Raw genomic sequence first — 16,576 nt, 5'->3', positions numbered from 1 at the left:
TTCTGTCCTGGCCTCCTGCAAATTGATTCGCTTTCCTCCCTCTGTGACGCTCGTCTGCTGTCATAGATTTACCACAGGCACCTTTAGAGCCCCAGTCATAACTTTTGTAATTTGCAATGTCTGTCCATCCACCAGTTTAGCCTGAAGATCTGCCCCTTTGTCAGTTAACACTGTACTTTCCGAAATGTTCATGCTTATTCTCCTTTATAAATCAATAATGAATACTACAAGAAGAAATATAACATGATGACCACGGGCATTGTGGGCAAGTTGTATCCGGGGCATTCAACAATGAAAAACCGCGTATCTGCAAAACGCGCTGTAAATACACGGTTCTCAATTTCTTATTTATTTGTTCACTGGGCAACTACTATCAGCCGTCTGCTCTGTTTATCATAGGGACTTTTATCATAGTCCCCGTAAATTTGTATGTTATGAAATCCTGCTTCTTCCAACAAACGTCTATAATCATCATCAAGAATAATCTTATATTTAATATCGTATTGATTCTGCTCGTTCCGTTCTTGTGAATGGAACAAATCCAGAACGTGTACTGTTTGAAATTGGCTGTCGTTTTCCTTCACAAATATCCGGGAAAAATCATTTCTGTTTACAACCACCTCGATTGGCGGCAAAGATAATGTATAGTGTGTTGTTCCCTGTGTTAATACAAGCAGCCCCTTTGTATTCAGCCTGTCCCTCATTGATTTAAGAGCTCTCAGCAAGTCTTCATCTGTATGCATGTGAGGCAGTGATGTTGTAAGACATACAACAGCATCAAATTTTTCCGTATATGCTTCCTGTAGCTGTCTGAAGTCACATTGTTGAAGTGGTATTTTCTTTCCATACTTTTCTAAATTTACAGCAGCAGCCTTTAGCATAGCAGCAGAGTAATCAGAGCCGCAAACAGACAGACCCAATTCATCCAGCATAAGTAAATGCTGCCCTGTTCCGCAGGCACAGTCTAAAACAGTTTGTACATTGTTTTCTGCAAATAACACTTTAAAGAATGTCTTCTCACTCCCTAAATAATCCTCAATGCTGCCAAATTCATCATAATCATTCGCAAACTTTTCATAGACATCTTTTAACATATTCACCCCGCGTTTTTATGAATTAAAGTATCTCTTTAAGAACCCTTCAAATGCCTTCCCATGTCTTGCTTCATCTCTCGCCATTTCGTGGACCGTATCGTGAATGGCATCCAGCCCTTTTTCTTTGGCCCGTGCCGCAAGATCTGTTTTTCCTTCAGCCGCACCATATTCTGCATCCACACGCAGTTCCAGGTTTTTCTTCGTAGAATCCGTTACTGCTTCCCCTAAAAGTTCCGCAAATTTAGCAGCGTGATCTGCTTCCTCCCTGGCCGCTTTTTCGTAGTATCGTCCGATTTCCGGATATCCTTCCCGGTGAGCTGCTCTGGCCATGGCAAAATACATTCCCACTTCCCGGCATTCTCCTTCAAAATTGGCATGAAGATCAGAAAGAATGTCCTCTGAAACTCCTTCAGCGGCTCCCACTGTGTGCTCCGCAGACCAGGACTTTTCGGCTTCCTGAAGAATAAATTTATCTGACCCCACATGACAAACCGGACATTCTTCCGGCGCCTGCTCCCCTTCATGTACATATCCGCAGACACTGCACACATATTTTTTCACAGAATCCGTCTTTATGTCAGGTTCTTTTTCTGTTTTCTGTCCAAGCTCTTCACTCCGGTCATGATACATGGTATGCAGCATTTGTTCTGCCAGTTCGCTTAACGGCTCCCCATAAAATTCTTCATAAAGCTTCTTGATCTGCTTATTTTCATGGCTTGCCCGGATCTGCATCCCGCTGTCTCTCCTGTAAAGGCTCTCAATCCTCTTTTCCTGAATGATCTGTCCTTTAAATTCTTTATCCTTCGGCTGTCCTCCGCCGCCGATACATCCGCCGGGACAGGTCATGACTTCGATGAAATGATACTGCTTATCCGAAGATTTTACCTTATCGATCATTTTTCTGGCATTTCCCGTACCGTAAACCACGGCCACGTTGACTGTGAGATCACCGATATCAAGGCTTGCCTCTTTTACCCCTTCCATGCCCCGGACAGGTTTCAGGTCGTAAAGGATATCCGGTGCTTTTTCTTTTGTGATAAACTCATATGCAGTTCTTAACGCAGCTTCCATAACGCCCCCGGAATTGCCGAAGATGACGCCCGCACCTGATCCTTCTCCCATAAATTTATCAAAGTCAGAGTCCTCAAGCCCCATAAAATCTATTTTCTCCTCGTTTGCCCAAAGAGCCGCTTCTCTTGTAGTTATCACATAGTCCATATCCCGCATATCTTCTTTGCCATAGGAAATACCTGCATCCTTCATCTCTTCCCTGCGGATTTCAAATTTTTTCGCCGTACACGGTGTCAGCGCCACGTTTACGATCTTCTCCGGATCGATGCCCATGAGCTTCGCAAAATAGGTTTTGATGGTCGGTCCCTGCATTCCGATGGGACTTTTTGCCGTAGAAATATGATCCAGCAGCTCCGGATAATAAATCTCTGCAAACTTCACCCATGCAGGACAGCAGCTGGTAAACTGAGGCAAAGGTTTTGTTCCTTTCGTAATCCTTTCGATCAGTTCGCTTGCTTCCTCCATGATCGTAAGATCTGCACTGAAATTTGTATCCAGCACATAATCAGCCCCCAGAGCACGGAGGAGTGCCACCATTTTGCCCTGGACAAACATACCTTCTTCTGTTCCGAATTCCTCACCCAAAGCAGCCCTCACAGACGGTGATGTACTTACGATAACAATCTTTTCCGGATCTTTTACCGCCTCTCTGACCTGCTGGTACTCATATGTCTCGGTGATGCTCTCAACCGGACAGACATTGGCACATTGGCCACAGTTGATACAGACGGCCCTGTCTTTCGTCTCGGCAAGTGAATAAGTTCCCAATACGGAAATATAATCTTTGCAGATATTTTTACACTGGCCGCATTTAATGCACTTTTCCTCGTGCCTCATGATTGATGGATTGTCGGAATCGATCGGTACTCTTACATCGACTGGCAAATGTTTACTCATTGGTTTTCCCCCTTACAGCATATCACAAATAGTAACAATTACTATTATTATATATTATTTTCCAGGAGAACACAACGTTTATTTGCAGTATCCTGTCTGAAAATCAACGACATGAAGCAATTCTTCTCCGCTCAGATATCTTCTGACATTTTCCACTGCAATGTCTGCGATAAAATCCAATGTCTGCGGAAGATGAAAGTCCCCAGAAATATGAGGTGTGATCACTGCATTTTTAATATTCCACAGACGGTGTTCCTGAGGCAGAGGCTCCGGATCTGTCACATCCAGTCCCGCGGCATAAATCTCTCCCCTGATCAGAGCATTGCACAGTGCCTCCGTATCCACGGCATTTCCACGGCCTGCATTGAGAAATACTGCGTTTTTTTTCATTTTCTTAAACTGGTCTTCTCCAAATATCCCTCTCGTAACAGGTGTATTGGGAAGGATGGAAACGACCACATCCGCCTTTGGAAGCAGCTCATCGAGTTCCTCCATGGTGTGCAGTTCATCCACGCCCTCCGGGCACTCTGACTTTCTTCTCTTAATTCCGATCACATAAGAATCCAGCCCTTTCATCATTTTGGCAAAGGACAGACCTATATTCCCGAGTCCCGCGATCAGCACCGTATTTCCAGTCAGAGAAAGCACCTGCCCCTCGTCGGACCAGTCACATCGGTTCTGATTGTCCCGGTAGACGTGAAGCTTCTTCTGTATGGACATGAGCATGGCAAACAGGTGCTCCCCCACGGCTTTCCCATAGGCGCCGGTCGCACTGGTCATGATCGTCCTGTCATTTAAAATGTTCACACCCATATAGGCGTCGGTACCGGAAGAATTCAGCTGCAAAAGCTCCAGATTTTTTGACATACCGATCATCCATGCGGGAACATTTCCGATGATAATATTTGCTTCCTGCACCATTTCTCTGCTGACATCCTCATATGTGGAATACATGATTTCACACCCTTCGGAAACTTCTTTCAGTTTTTCTTTATATGTATCGCTCATTGGAACAACGGTCAAAATCTTTTTCTTTGTCATAATGATTCTCCTATCCTGTTTTATTTTTAGGGATTTTATTATATCATAAGACATGGAGGAAAATATATGAACCCGAAAAAGAAAATTTTGATCATCGGCTCCTCTGTAGCCGATGTGATCATAAATGTCAAAAAACTCCCTGCCCCCGGTGAAGATGTTCATATCTTAAATCAGCGTCTGTGCATCGGCGGATGTGCTTTTAATGTATCCGATATCATCCGGCATTTCCGGGTGCCTCACCTGCTGTTTTCTCCGGCCGGCACCGGAATCTATGGGGATTTTGTCAGAGAAGAATGGCAAAAGCGTGGGGTTGTCTCTGTCCTGCCTGTGCCTAGTCTTGAAAACGGCTGCTGCTATTGTTTTGTCGACCAGACAGGCGAACGGACTTTTGCTTCTTACCACGGAGCCGAATATCTGTTTCAGAAAGAATGGTTTGATCTGATCGATGCTTCCGAATATGACACAGCCTATATCTGCGGACTGGAAATCGAAGAAAGTACCGGAGAACACATCGTTTCGTTTTTAGAACAGCAGCCGCATATGAAGATCTATTATGCACCCGGTCCAAGGATCGAGAAACAGCCGAAAGATCTGATGAACCGCCTATTTGCACTTCATCCTGTGGTACATTTAAACCAGTCCGAATCTTTTTTGCTGACCGGTAAGACAGATACGGAATATGCCGCCAGGGCCATCACCAGGCTGACCGGACAGGATGTCGTCATCACGCTCGGCAAAGACGGGGCATACTGTCTGGAAAACGGAACAGGGGTATTTCTTCCGTCCAGAAAAGCAAAACAAGTGGACGCCACCGGAGCCGGTGACGCCCACATAGGAGCTGTTATGGCGCTTAGAAAACTGGGATTTTCCCTTTCTCATGCAGTCGGCAAAGCCAACTTAGTCTCTGCCGCAGTCGTTGAGAAAAAGGGGGCTTCTCTGGATCATTCTTCATTTTTACAATGCTTTAATAGATAATCGTCCCATAGCTCTCAAAGGCTTCTTTCATTTCATCGGACAGCGGCTCATCCAGGATAAAACCGTCGAAGTCTCCGATCTTTGCATAGGAACAAATGGTACGCTTCCCGATCTTGGACGTATCGCAGACGAGATAATTCTGGTCTGCCGCGGCCATCATTTCCTTTTTGATCTCTGCCTGATCCATGTTTGGTGTGGTGGCACCCTTGGTCAGAGACACACCGTCCGATGACATAAATGCCTTTTCAACCGAGATATTCTCCAAAAACTTCATGCCCATACTGCCCACCGTGCTTTCGAATGCCGTCCGCACATGACCTCCGATCAGGATCAAGTAAACTCCTTCCATCTTCTGCAGTTCCATGGCAACAGGCAGGTCATTGGTCACGACCGTGAGGTTTTTTGCATCCTTTAAGAGTTTTGCAAGTTCCAGCATGGTCGTTCCGCTGTCCAGAAGAATCGTATCCCCGTCCTTTATCATGCTTCTGGCCTTTGCAGCGGCTTTCTGCTTTTCCCTCAGACATTTCTGTTTTCTTGCGGCGATAGACTCTTCCACATTTAAAATATCATCGTTCAGCAGTGCCCCTCCGTGAGTTCTGATCAGCCTCCCTGCCTTCTCCAGTTCCATCAGATAGGTGCGGACCGTCGTTCCGCTCACATGAAACCGCTCAGAAAGTTCGGCGCTGCTCACCCTTTTATTTTCTTTCAAAAGCCTCATGATTTCTTCTTTTCGTTCTTCTGCAAACATACGGTCCTCCTGTCAGTCTCTTCTTATAATTTCACGATCTTTTTGTTTACGATGGATTCATTTCCTGCTTTTACGATCCTTACTGCCATCTTTCCGTCAAGGCCGCTGCACTCTACCGGAGTATCATTTAAGATAGCGCGGATAAAGCTTCGGTCCTCGGCCAAGTAGGCGTCTTTAAACAAGAACTTCCAGCTTCTTGTAGTCGGACGTTTTAACTCATGATTCGGAGTACAGGTAAGGATCTTCTTTTCATGGATATCTCCGAGACAGATGACTCCTTTTGTCCCCAGAATTTCTACCCTGGCGTCATATCCATACTGAACATACTGGGCGCCTTCCACGCAGGCATGAATTCCATTGGCAAACTCACCGGTCATGATGACATTGTCATAGAAATCCGGGTACTGTTCGGCAATCTCTTTGTTTCGGAAATTCCCTCCTATGGCGTAAACGCTCTCAAGTTCACTTTCCGCGAACCAGCGGACCGTGTCAATATCATGGCTGCTGACCTCTGCCAAAGGTCCGTTGCTCTTTTTAATATCGTACATCCACTCCTTTGGTTTACTAGGCCCTCTGGAATGAGATTTCACTAAGACAATCTCCCCGATCTCCCCTTCTGCGATCATCCGTTTTGCTTCCTGGAAGCTCTCGTCGAAACGGCGCATAAATCCAATCTGCAGCTTTACATTATTTTCATCGGCGGCTCTGATCATCTCGTCACATTCTTCCTCGTTCATAGCCATAGGCTTTTCACAGAAAATGTGCTTCTTTGCCTGGGCTGCGGCCACTGCGATCTCTTTGTGGTACTTGGTTGGCGTCACAATATAGACCGCATTGATCTCGTCATTTTTCAGGACATCTCTGTAATCTGTATAATACTGTTCAATGCCCAGCTCTTCTGCCGCATTTTTTGCCGTTTCCTCTACCGGGTCACAGACTGCGATAATCCTTGCATTAGGAACGCTTCCTGTGAAATTATGTGCGTGGACCATACCTGCCCTTCCGGAGCCGATCAGACATACTTTGACTTCTCTCATCTTATTTTCCTCCCCTTATTCCTGCATCTCTTTTACAATCTCAACACCTGCACTCGTTCCGAGTCTCTCAGCTCCGGCTTCTATCATATCCAGGGCAGTTTTCAGATCTCTGATGCCTCCCGCGGCTTTTACTTTCACTGTATCGCCCACGACAGATTTCATCAGCCTCACGTCTTCCACTGTGGCTCCTCCGGTTCCAAAGCCCGTGGACGTTTTAATGAAGTCCGGCTTCACTTCCTTTGCGATTTCAGCGACTTTTCTTTTTTCTTCATCGGTGAGATAACAGTTTTCAAAGATCACTTTGCTGATAACACCTGCTTTTCTGCAGACAGCCACGATCTGCTCCATCTCTTCTTTTATGTACTCATAATTGTTGTTTTTTACTTCCGCCACGTTGATCACATAGTCAATCTCATCGGCTCCCTTTTCTATGGCATCTTTGGTCTCGAAGACTTTGCACTCAAGTGTGGTCTGCCCGAGAGGAAATCCAATGGCTGCACCCACATGCACCGGGCTTCCATCCAACAGTTCTTTGCACAGACTGATCTGTGCCGGATTGATCGCTACCATCTTGAACCGGTACTCTTTCGCCTCGCCGCAAAGCTTTTCAAACATTGCTCTGTCTGCAAATGCCTTTAAATTCGTGTGATCCACCATACCTGCCAACTGTTCTGCCGTGATCTTCATCTCTGCACCCTCCATTTCGTTTACCTGCGTTATACTTCGTTTACTTGTGTTTATGACCTTATATTACCACAGGTAATATACAAAAGCAATACATAACAGAACAAAAGTAAACAAAAGTTTTCGTAAGCGCTGTATCCTCTAATAAAACAAAGAAGAATCTGGAAAGATTTTCTCTCACAGACTCTTCTTTTATAAAATATTTTCAGTTTTTTATTTTTCTTTCATCCCCATGTAGATCTTCTCTGCTGTAATCGGCAGTTCTCTCACACGCACTCCCGACGCATTGTATACTGCCTCAGCGATTGCCGGATTCGGGGTATTAATGACAATTTCTCCGATGGATTTTGCCCCAAAAGGTCCTGTCGGCTCGTAGCTGCTCTGGAATTCTACCCGGATATTTCCGATGTCCTGTCTTGTAGGAATCTTGTACTGCATAAAAGAGTTGGCCGATGTCTTCCCTTTGTCATTGTAAAGGATTTCTTCATACAAAGCCATTCCGATTCCCTGAGCAATGCCTCCTTCGGTCTGGACTCTTGCAAGATTCGGATTAATGACAGTTCCACAGTCCACCACAGCCGCGAAATCAATCAGCTCCACTGCTCCAGTCTCCAAATCCACTTCCACTTCTGCGGAACCTGCCATAAAAGGAGGCGGAGAAGTCGGGGAATAATGGGATTCGCTTGCCTGAAGCGCTTCCTCATTTCCGCACATCACCTGATTGCCGATCTCTTTTAATGATATTTCTTTTCCGCTTTCCGGATGGAACACTCTCTTTCCGTCAAATTCCACTTCTTCCTTAGGACAAGAAATGTACTGGGCACCTTTTTTAAGAATCTTTTCTTTCAAGACCTCACAAGTCTTGACCACAGCCATTCCGGTCACATAGGTTGTACTGGATGCGTAGGAGCCTGTATCATACGGAGATACGTCCGTATCCACTCCGTGGACAATGATCTGATCCATATCACAATCCAGACAGTCTGCTGCCATCTGGGCAAGGATCGTATCGCATCCGGTTCCCATGTCAGATGCCCCGATGACCAAACTGTAAAATCCGTCATCGTTGACTTTGATTGTAACCGCAGCTGTGTCCACATTGGAAATACCGGAGCCCTGCATAGCTAATGCCAGACCGACACCCCTGACTTTTCCGTTTCCCATGTCTTTTCTTGGATATTTCTCATCCCATGAGATCATCGCTTTCACCCGCTCCACACACTTGTCCAGAGCACAGCTTGTTGCTGTCTCACCATAGTAAGCAGGCATCTTCTGGCCTTCCTTCACCATGTTCAGTTCTTTTAACTTCACCGGGTCCATGCCCATCTTGTGAGCCAGTTCATTTACTGCGGATTCTACGGCAAAAATACCCTGAGTAGCTCCGTATCCCCGATAAGCCCCCGCAGACATGACATTGGTATAGACTACATCGTAGGCAAAGCGGAATGCTTCTGCCTTTCCGTACAGAGGAATGGATTTATGGCCGGAAAGCCCAACGGTCGTTGGGCCATGCTCTCCGTATGCCCCCGTGTTTGACAGAGTATATACATCGATTCCTTTGATAATTCCATTTTCATCTGCACCAATGCGCACAGTGACTTCCATCTCATGCCGCGGACTGGATGCGATGAAAGATTCTTCTCTTGTGTAGACGATCTTTGCAGGCTTCCCTGTCTTCATGGTCACCAACGCCGGATATACTTCCGTGACTATCGTCTGCTTCGCCCCAAAGCCTCCTCCGATCCTTGGCTTTACTACACGGATCTTTGATTTTGGAATATCTAAGGCATGTGCCAGAATCCTTCTCACATGGAAAGTGACCTGCGTGGAAGACACCACATTGAGCCTTCCGTATGCGTCCATATGTGTAAACGTACAGAAGTTTTCCATCATAGCCTGCTGGTTTGCTTTTGTGTGATAAGTCTCCTCTACGTAATATTTACAATCCTTCAGCACCTGGTCTATGTCGCCTTCCTGTGTCTCATTGTGGGCACAGAGATTTCTCTGATTGTCCGCCCCAACTTCACAGAGAGCTTTCCAGTTTTCTTCCGGATGCACCAGGATCTCATGATCTTTCGCTTTCCTGAAATCAAGGACCGGCTCCAGCACTTCATAATCTACTTTTACAAGCTTCATAGCCTTTGCCACTGCTTTTTCAGAGACACCGGCAATCACTGCCACCGCATCTCCGACAAAACGCACCCTATCATCTAAGATCCTGCGGTCATAGGGACTCGGCTCCGGGTAAGTCTGTCCGGCCATAGTAAATCTCTTGTCCGGGCAGTCTTCATGAGTCAAAACACACTCAATTCCCGGAATTTTCAGTGCTCTTTCCGTTTCTATTTTCTTGATTTTAGCATGGGCATGGGGACTTCTTAAAACCTTGACGATCAGGCAGTCTTTCGGCGCCAGATCATCTGTATAGACGGGTTTTCCGGTCACCAATGCCATGGAATCTACTTTTGGGACAGAAGTATTGACTGAATTCATGTTACTGTCCTCCTTTTTCTTTCATGTAATTTTGAATGGCTCGCATCTGGCCTTCATATCCGGAACACCGGCAGAGGTTCCCTGCCAGATACTCTTTTATTTCCTCAATAGATGGATCTTTTAATTCTCTCATCATCGCAATCACGTTCATAATAAATCCCGGAGAACAGTACCCGCACTGTTCTGCTCCTTCTTTTGCGAGAAACCTTCCAAAATCTTCTGCCTCTTCCTGAAGTCCTTCTAACGTAACGATTTCTTTTCCTTCTGCCCTGGCTGCCGGCATGGCGCAGGAAAGGCTCGGCTTTCCATTCACCAAGACGGTACACAGGCCGCAGTTGGTTGTATCGCAACCCCGTTTGACGCTGTAACATCCCATATCTCTCAATAAATCCAGCAGCATACAGTCCGGCTCTATATCAGCTGCCGCCGGCTTTCCGTTTAACTGAAATTTCACTTCCATCCCTATGACTCCTCCAATACAGCATTTGCGGCACGCCTTACGAGAACTTTTGCGATCGCTTCCCGGTATTCAGCGCTGCCTCTCATATTGCTTCCAAATTTCATGTCAGCGACTGCCTTTTCGCCCAAAGTCTCTGCCGGTTCTCCATGGATCACAGCAAGCTCAGCCTTCGCCGGCCTTGCTCCAACGGAGACATACCATGTATCTTCCTTTTTAGATACAGCACATGCAGCCACAGGGAAATCGGTCTTTGTCGCCCTCTGGGACAGATAAACGACTCTGCGCCCATCTTTTTTAATGATGATCTTCTCTAAGATATCACGGTCACGTTTCCTGTCAGCAAATTCAGCCAAAGTCATTTTCCCTGCATGAACCAGCACCACTTCCGTGTCGAGGGCCAGCAGACAGGTCAGCACATCAGAAAACCCAAATCTTCCGTAAATACTTCCGCCTACTGTGGCCTGATTCCTGAACTGAACACCCACGATATGCCGCACGCTTTCCTTTATGGCTCCTCTAAAATAAGTCTCCAGCCCCGGATGAGTTTCCAGGCTCCTCAGGGAACACATAGCCCCGATTTCAAATGCTTCTTCTGTTTCCTTAATGTAGTCTAAATCAAGTCCGGACAAATCAATGGCATTTTGTATGCGCGGGGAACAAAGTCTCAGCCACATCATCCCCCCAAGGACCCGGTTAGCCTTCTTTTGGTTCAGCTCATATGCCTCTGAAAGACTTTCCGGCCTTAAATAATTTGCTATCGTTACCAATTCAATCTCCTCCATCGTCATTCGTTAAAATCACTCCCTGCCCGACACAATTTTTCGTTTCCGGACAGAAAACACTAATTTATACTGTAACATAGAAATAAGAAAGAGCGAAAGAGTTTTTTGAGAAAAACCAGATGTATACAAAAACTAGATAAATTTATACCCTCCGGGTAGGAGCGCTATGTGCGATAAGGTATGGGTTTTTTAGCACTATTTCCGTCACGCTTTGAAATGCGTTCCTCCAATAGTGCTAAAAAACTATCGTTAGATAGTTCCAAATGGGCCGCCGCAGAGACTTTGCTGAATGTTAGAAAATCTTACATCTCTGAGGCAGCAAGTCGTAAAACTGGTCAAAATGTCATGACATACAGAAAAATACCCTGGCAGTTAGACATTGACTCCTTTTCTTTGCCTAACTATCAGGGTATATCTTATTTCTGTTACTGTTTATCTGGCTGTAATGAAACGGTTTGATCTTGCAATCAAATTTCAATACAACTCTTGTTACTGTTTATCGAAAAACAAATATCTTGGGCAAAACAAATCCAATTATTTCAATACAACTCTTGTTACTGTTTATCCGGCGTTCAGCCGCAGTATTGGATTGATGGCTTAATATTTCAATACAACTCTTGTTACTGTTTATCTTATACTCCTTTTTTAACTAAATCTCTAAAGTGAATTTCAATACAACTCTTGTTACTGTTTATCTACTCTCACAGGGGAAATAAAGATTCCGGGTTCAGAATTTCAATACAACTCTTGTTACTGTTTATCGCTGTGGCTGGCCAAGATTTCAATTACTCCAAAAAATTTCAATACAACTCTTGTTACTGTTTATCTTTCTACTCTTACGGGGAAAAAAGTGACTCCTCGAAATTTCAATACAACTCTTGTTACTGTTTATCATGGTGCGTCACGGATGGACGACGGCGGTTTGGAATTTCAATACAACTCTTGTTACTGTTTATCAGGATGTTACCAACGTGGCCACCGTTAATTCAGAATTTCAATACAACTCTTGTTACTGTTTATCCAACGCTTTTAAGCCATTCTTCCATTTCATTATATCCAGTTTTCCTGATAAAATCAACGTTTCTCTAAATATTTCCCAACCGTCATCAATTTTTTCACATTTTTCTCCAATACCCCTTCAAATGGCTATCCTCTGCGGTTTGTATGTAATTATCAATTTTATCGGTTGGAAAATCAGTATACCTTATCGCGCAGAGCGCGCCACCCGAAGGGTATGAAATACGGTGTAGTTTTTCTGCATGATTGGAGTGAGGCATTCTAAGAGCCGAACGGAAATCATGCAGAAAATGCTACTGTCAATACTCACAGTTATTTTCTCTTTTTTTCGTTATACTTCACAAACTTAATCAAGTTTATCCCAACCCTATTTACTTCTGCCAATCTCAGGTATATACTGGAAACAACTTATACTTTACCAACTTAATCAAGTTTATATTTTTTATATTTCAATCATAGTATTCTAAATACCTTATCGTGAGATCACACTCTTTAAAGAGCCTTTCAGCAAGGCATTCATTACGGTGTTTTCCTCACAAAAATTTAAATCAAAGGAGGCTCTATATGTTATTTCAAACAACCGAAGCTCATGAAGCCCTGCGTGCGAAAGTCAGGGAATTTGCAGAAACCGAAGTAAAACCACTCACCTTCCTCTTGGACAAAGAAAATGAATTTCCGACCGAAGCCATTGAAAAGTTTGCCAAAATGGGCATGATGGGACTGCCTTATCCGAAAGAATACGGAGGCGCAGGATCAGATGTCTTGAGCTATGCCATTGCTGTAGAGGAACTTTCCAGAGTTGACGGCGGCACAGGCGTTATTTTATCTGCACACGTCTCTCTCGGAAGTTATCCGATCTTCGCTTTCGGAACTGAAGAGCAAAAACAAAAATATCTCGTTCCTCTTGCTTCCGGTGAAAAGCTCGGTGCATTTGGCCTTACGGAACAAAATGCAGGCAGCGATGCGGGAGGCACTGAGACCACCGCGGTCCTTGAAGGCGACCATTATGTGTTAAACGGAGGCAAGATCTTTATCACCAATGCCGACAAGGCGGATACTTATGTAGTGTTTGCAGTCACTACCCCGGATATCGGAACTCATGGCATCAGCGCATTTATCGTTGAAAAGGGCTGGGAAGGCTTCACCTTCGGCGACCATTACGACAAAATGGGAATCCGTTCTTCTTCCACTGCCGAACTGATCTTCAATGACGTAAAAGTACCGAAAGAAAATCTTCTCGGAAAAGAAGGAGAAGGCTTTAAAATCGCCATGTCCACATTGGACGGAGGACGAATCGGCATCGCTGCACAGGCTCTCGGCATTGCGCAGGGTGCATATGAAAATGCTCTGGAATACTCCAAAGAAAGAGAACAGTTCGGTCGTCCGATCTGCCAGCAGCAGGCTATCGCATTTAAGCTTGCGGATATGGCGACCAAATTGAGAACTGCCCGCCTGCTCGTGTACAGCGCCGCTGATCTGAAAGAAAATCATGAGCCATACGGTCTGGAATCTGCCATGGCAAAACAGTATACTTCCGATATCTGTCTGGAAGTTGTCAACGATGCACTTCAGATCTTTGGTGGAACCGGCTACTTAAAAGGCATGGATGTGGAACGTGCCTACAGAGATGCAAAAATCTGTACCATCTATGAGGGCACCAATGAAATCCAGAGAGTCGTCATCGCTTCTCATATCATTGGAAAGATGCCGAAAAATCAGCCAGCCAGAAAAAAAGGTGCTGAGACCGGTGTCCGCAAAAAAATGATCTTAAAAGACGGTTCCGCCGAAGAACGAGTGGACGCTGTTGTAGAAGCCCTCAAAAAAGACGGATATGATTTTACGGTCGGCATTGACTTAGACACCCCGATTTCAAAAGCAGACAGAGTCGTCAGCGCAGGAAAAGGCATCGGTCCGAAAGAAAATATGAAACTGATTGAAGATTTAGCCGTTCAGGCAGGAGCTGCCATCGGTTCTTCCCGTCCGGTAGCAGAAACTTTAAAATATGTGCCAATCAACCGGTATGTGGGAATGTCCGGACAGAAATTTAACGGAAACCTGTACATCGCCTGCGGCATTTCCGGGGCAGGACAGCATTTAAAAGGAATCAAAGACGCCACAACCATCGTAGCAATTAATACAAATGCAAATGCTCCGATCTTTAAAAATGCAGACTACGGCATTGTCGGAGATGTGGAAGAAATTCTTCCTCTGCTGACCCAAGCGCTTGATAACGGAGAACCAAAACAACCGGCTCCGCCGATGAAAAAGATGAAACGTGCAAAACCAAAAAAGACCGTACCGACCTGGAAACGTTATGTCTGCAACGGATGCGGATACGAATACGACCCGGCGAACGGAGATCCCGAAGGAGAGATTGATCCTGGAACCCTGTTTGAAAAACTGCCGGAAGAATGGATCTGTCCAGACTGCGGCGAAGCAAAAGATATGTTTATTGAAGTTTAAACGTTCCTGCATTTGGACAACTGATTAAAGGAGGTATGATCCATGCATTGTGTTAGAAAAGTAACCGAAGATTTATATTGGGTTGGCGGCAATGACCACCGCCTGGCCCTGTTTGAAAATATCCATCCGATTCCGAGAGGGGTTTCCTATAACTCCTATCTGCTTCTGGATGAAAAGACCGTATTATTTGACACGGTCGACTGGTCCATCGGACGGCAGTTCCTAGAGAATATCGAATATGTTCTGGACGGGAGACCCTTGGACTATATGGTGATCAACCACATGGAACCGGACCACGGGGCTTCTATTGAAGAAGTGCTTCTGCGCCACCCGGAAGTACAGATCATCAGTACAGAAAAGGCCTTTATGCTCATGCGCCAGTTTGGATTCGATGTGGACGGACATATGATCGAGGTTGAGGAAGGAGACGTACAGTCTTTCGGAAAACATGAAGTAACCTTTGTCTATGCTCCAATGGTTCATTGGCCGGAAGCCATGGTATCCTTTGACATAACGGACGGCACTCTTTTTGCCGCCGATGCATTTGGTTCCTTCGGCGCCCTGGACGGCAAACTGTTCAATGATGAAGTAAACTTTGACAGAGACTGGATTGATGATGCCAGAAGATATTATACAAATATCGTTGGCAAATATGGTCCTCATGTACAATCCCTGTTAAAGAAAGCAGGAACCATAGATATCAAAACGATCTGTCCTCTGCATGGTCCGGTATGGCGCACAGACCTTGGTTATTTCCTTGATAAATATAATAAATGGAGCCGGTATGAGCCGGAAGAACAGGGCGTGATGATCGTCTACGCTTCCATGTACGGCAACACCGAAGCCGCTGCACAGAATCTGGCTGCAAAACTGTGTGAAAAGGGTATGACAAATGTAGTCTTATACGATGTGTCAAATACCCATGTATCCCAGCTGATCTCCGAGACATTCCGTTTAAGCCACATCGTTCTGGCTTCTGTCACTTATAATTTGGGCATCTATCCATTAATGCATAATTATCTGATGGATATGAAGGCACTGAATCTCCAGAAAAGAACTTTTGCCATCATTGAAAATGGTTCCTGGGCCTGCAAATCCGGTTCACTGATGAGAGAATTTATTGATGATATGAGAGAGATGGATATCCTGGATGAGCAGGTAACACTGATGTCTTCTATGACAGAAGACAACGGTTCCGATATGGATACATTAGCTGACGGTCTCATAGAATCCATGAAACAGTAAAAATGTTCTAACCCAAAGAAGCCAGGTCCGCACTTAATATTGGCGGGCCTGGTTTTTCTCTGAAAGAATTTTCCGGGTTCCATTGACAGGTATTTTTTAGTTTGGTATATTTTCACTAAGATAAGGAGGGAGAGACACATGCTGATTTCAAGAGAAACCGATTATGCCCTGCGTATTTTAAGGGCTTTAAGCGACGGAAAGAAACGCTCAATAGAAGAAATATGCTCTCTGGAAGCGACACCGAAACAGTTTGCTTACCGCATTATTAAAAAACTGGAGACAGCCGGATGGATCATCATCACCAGAGGAGCAGAAGGCGGATGCCGCCTGACGGCAGATCTGCACGACATAAGCCTCTTTCAGCTGATGCAGGGTCTTGGCAGCGGCTTTGGCATCAATGCCTGTTTTGAAGAAGGATATGAGTGTACCAGAACGCCTCTCTGCGATGAACCGTGCCATATCAAAGAAGGCCTATTACAACTGGAAGCAGCCATAGAAAAGGAACTCAAAGAAGCAAGTCTCTATTCTCTTATTTTCGGAATATCCGGCTAAGGGCTAAGATCGGTTTCTTA

The 16,576-nt window shown here is 45.2% G+C and carries 14 protein-coding genes and 1 CRISPR repeat array; of the genes, 4 read left to right on the top strand and 10 right to left on the bottom strand.

What is annotated here, in order from left to right; all coding sequences use genetic code 11:
* Window positions 1-60 precede the first annotated feature (60 nt).
* From ANCC_RS17795 to ANCC_RS05335, 4 genes are all read right to left on the bottom strand, one after another.
* Window positions 61-192 carry a hypothetical protein gene (locus ANCC_RS17795; RefSeq protein WP_006566019.1) on the bottom strand — a complete coding sequence of 44 codons (132 nt, stop codon included), beginning with the start codon at window positions 190-192 and terminating at the stop codon, window positions 61-63.
* A gap of 164 nt (window positions 193-356) precedes the next feature.
* A complete protein-coding gene (locus ANCC_RS05345; RefSeq protein WP_006566020.1) occupies window positions 357-1,094 on the bottom strand; it encodes a class I SAM-dependent methyltransferase in 738 nt (245 codons plus the stop codon).
* A gap of 15 nt (window positions 1,095-1,109) precedes the next feature.
* Window positions 1,110-3,062: a [FeFe] hydrogenase, group A gene (locus tag ANCC_RS05340; RefSeq protein WP_006566021.1), complete on the bottom strand. Its 1,953-nt coding sequence runs from the start codon at window positions 3,060-3,062 to the stop codon at window positions 1,110-1,112.
* A 78-nt stretch (window positions 3,063-3,140) separates the two neighbouring features.
* Window positions 3,141-4,103, bottom strand: a complete 963-nt coding sequence (locus ANCC_RS05335) for a D-2-hydroxyacid dehydrogenase (protein ID WP_039946262.1) — start codon at window positions 4,101-4,103, stop codon at window positions 3,141-3,143.
* A 66-nt stretch (window positions 4,104-4,169) separates the two neighbouring features.
* Here ANCC_RS05335 and ANCC_RS05330 point away from each other — a divergent pair, with 66 nt between their 5' ends.
* Window positions 4,170-5,078, top strand: a complete 909-nt coding sequence (locus ANCC_RS05330) for a PfkB family carbohydrate kinase (protein WP_006566023.1) — start codon at window positions 4,170-4,172, stop codon at window positions 5,076-5,078.
* Here ANCC_RS05330 and ANCC_RS05325 read toward each other — a convergent pair.
* The 6 genes from ANCC_RS05325 to ANCC_RS05300 all read right to left on the bottom strand — a co-directional run bounded on the left by ANCC_RS05325 (window position 5,068) and on the right by ANCC_RS05300 (window position 11,285).
* Window positions 5,068-5,826, bottom strand: a complete 759-nt coding sequence (locus ANCC_RS05325; protein WP_006566024.1) for a DeoR/GlpR family DNA-binding transcription regulator — start codon at window positions 5,824-5,826, stop codon at window positions 5,068-5,070. The genes ANCC_RS05330 and ANCC_RS05325 overlap by 11 nt on opposite strands.
* 23 nt (window positions 5,827-5,849) lie before the next feature.
* The gene (locus tag ANCC_RS05320) at window positions 5,850-6,863 is read right to left on the bottom strand and encodes a Gfo/Idh/MocA family oxidoreductase (RefSeq protein ID WP_006566025.1); all 1,014 of its coding nucleotides are present in this window, start codon (window positions 6,861-6,863) and stop codon (window positions 5,850-5,852) included.
* A 15-nt stretch (window positions 6,864-6,878) separates the two neighbouring features.
* Window positions 6,879-7,565, bottom strand: coding sequence for a deoxyribose-phosphate aldolase (gene deoC / locus ANCC_RS05315; protein WP_006566026.1), 687 nt, complete (start codon window positions 7,563-7,565; stop codon window positions 6,879-6,881).
* Between the two features lie 195 nt (window positions 7,566-7,760).
* Window positions 7,761-10,037: a xanthine dehydrogenase family protein molybdopterin-binding subunit gene (locus ANCC_RS05310; protein WP_039946264.1), complete on the bottom strand. Its 2,277-nt coding sequence runs from the start codon at window positions 10,035-10,037 to the stop codon at window positions 7,761-7,763.
* Window position 10,038: 1 nt separating this feature from the next.
* The gene (locus ANCC_RS05305) at window positions 10,039-10,497 is read right to left on the bottom strand and encodes a (2Fe-2S)-binding protein (protein ID WP_006566029.1); all 459 of its coding nucleotides are present in this window, start codon (window positions 10,495-10,497) and stop codon (window positions 10,039-10,041) included.
* Window positions 10,498-10,499: 2 nt separating this feature from the next.
* Window positions 10,500-11,285: an FAD binding domain-containing protein gene (locus ANCC_RS05300; protein ID WP_006566030.1), complete on the bottom strand. Its 786-nt coding sequence runs from the start codon at window positions 11,283-11,285 to the stop codon at window positions 10,500-10,502.
* Window positions 11,286-11,750: 465 nt separating this feature from the next.
* Window positions 11,751-12,300: a CRISPR direct-repeat array (repeat unit 30 nt; unit sequence ATTTCAATACAACTCTTGTTACTGTTTATC).
* A 560-nt stretch (window positions 12,301-12,860) separates the two neighbouring features.
* Between ANCC_RS05300 and ANCC_RS05295 the strand changes: the two genes are divergently transcribed.
* From ANCC_RS05295 to ANCC_RS05285, 3 genes are all read left to right on the top strand, one after another.
* A complete protein-coding gene (locus tag ANCC_RS05295) occupies window positions 12,861-14,759 on the top strand; it encodes an acyl-CoA dehydrogenase family protein (RefSeq protein WP_006566031.1) in 1,899 nt (632 codons plus the stop codon).
* 42 nt (window positions 14,760-14,801) lie between these two features.
* A complete protein-coding gene (locus ANCC_RS05290; protein ID WP_006566032.1) occupies window positions 14,802-16,004 on the top strand; it encodes an FprA family A-type flavoprotein in 1,203 nt (400 codons plus the stop codon).
* A gap of 138 nt (window positions 16,005-16,142) precedes the next feature.
* Window positions 16,143-16,556 (top strand): RrF2 family transcriptional regulator, encoded by a 414-nt coding sequence (locus tag ANCC_RS05285; RefSeq protein WP_006566033.1) that lies wholly within the window; start codon window positions 16,143-16,145, stop codon window positions 16,554-16,556.
* The last annotated feature ends 20 nt before the right edge of the window (window positions 16,557-16,576 follow it).

The sequence above is a fragment of the Anaerostipes caccae L1-92 genome (assembly GCF_014467075.1).
Lineage (GTDB): Bacteria > Bacillota > Clostridia > Lachnospirales > Lachnospiraceae > Anaerostipes > Anaerostipes caccae.
This window is presented reverse-complemented; position numbering and strand designations above follow the sequence as displayed.

Bases quoted from the DNA above. Each gene is read 5' to 3' on its own strand.
- ANCC_RS17795 (WP_006566019.1), bottom strand. From the start codon at position 192: ATGAACATTTCGGAAAGTACAGTGTTAACTGACAAAGGGGCAGATCTT.
- ANCC_RS05345 (WP_006566020.1), bottom strand. From the start codon at position 1,094: ATGTTAAAAGATGTCTATGAAAAGTTTGCGAATGATTATGATGAATTT.
- ANCC_RS05340 (WP_006566021.1), bottom strand. From the start codon at position 3,062: ATGAGTAAACATTTGCCAGTCGATGTAAGAGTACCGATCGATTCCGAC.
- ANCC_RS05335 (WP_039946262.1), bottom strand. From the start codon at position 4,103: ATGACAAAGAAAAAGATTTTGACCGTTGTTCCAATGAGCGATACATAT.
- ANCC_RS05330 (WP_006566023.1), top strand. From the start codon at position 4,170: ATGAACCCGAAAAAGAAAATTTTGATCATCGGCTCCTCTGTAGCCGAT.
- ANCC_RS05325 (WP_006566024.1), bottom strand. From the start codon at position 5,826: ATGTTTGCAGAAGAACGAAAAGAAGAAATCATGAGGCTTTTGAAAGAA.
- ANCC_RS05320 (WP_006566025.1), bottom strand. From the start codon at position 6,863: ATGAGAGAAGTCAAAGTATGTCTGATCGGCTCCGGAAGGGCAGGTATG.
- deoC (WP_006566026.1), bottom strand. From the start codon at position 7,565: ATGGAGGGTGCAGAGATGAAGATCACGGCAGAACAGTTGGCAGGTATG.
- ANCC_RS05310 (WP_039946264.1), bottom strand. From the start codon at position 10,037: ATGAATTCAGTCAATACTTCTGTCCCAAAAGTAGATTCCATGGCATTG.
- ANCC_RS05305 (WP_006566029.1), bottom strand. From the start codon at position 10,497: ATGGAAGTGAAATTTCAGTTAAACGGAAAGCCGGCGGCAGCTGATATA.
- ANCC_RS05300 (WP_006566030.1), bottom strand. From the start codon at position 11,285: ATGACGATGGAGGAGATTGAATTGGTAACGATAGCAAATTATTTAAGG.
- ANCC_RS05295 (WP_006566031.1), top strand. From the start codon at position 12,861: ATGTTATTTCAAACAACCGAAGCTCATGAAGCCCTGCGTGCGAAAGTC.
- ANCC_RS05290 (WP_006566032.1), top strand. From the start codon at position 14,802: ATGCATTGTGTTAGAAAAGTAACCGAAGATTTATATTGGGTTGGCGGC.
- ANCC_RS05285 (WP_006566033.1), top strand. From the start codon at position 16,143: ATGCTGATTTCAAGAGAAACCGATTATGCCCTGCGTATTTTAAGGGCT.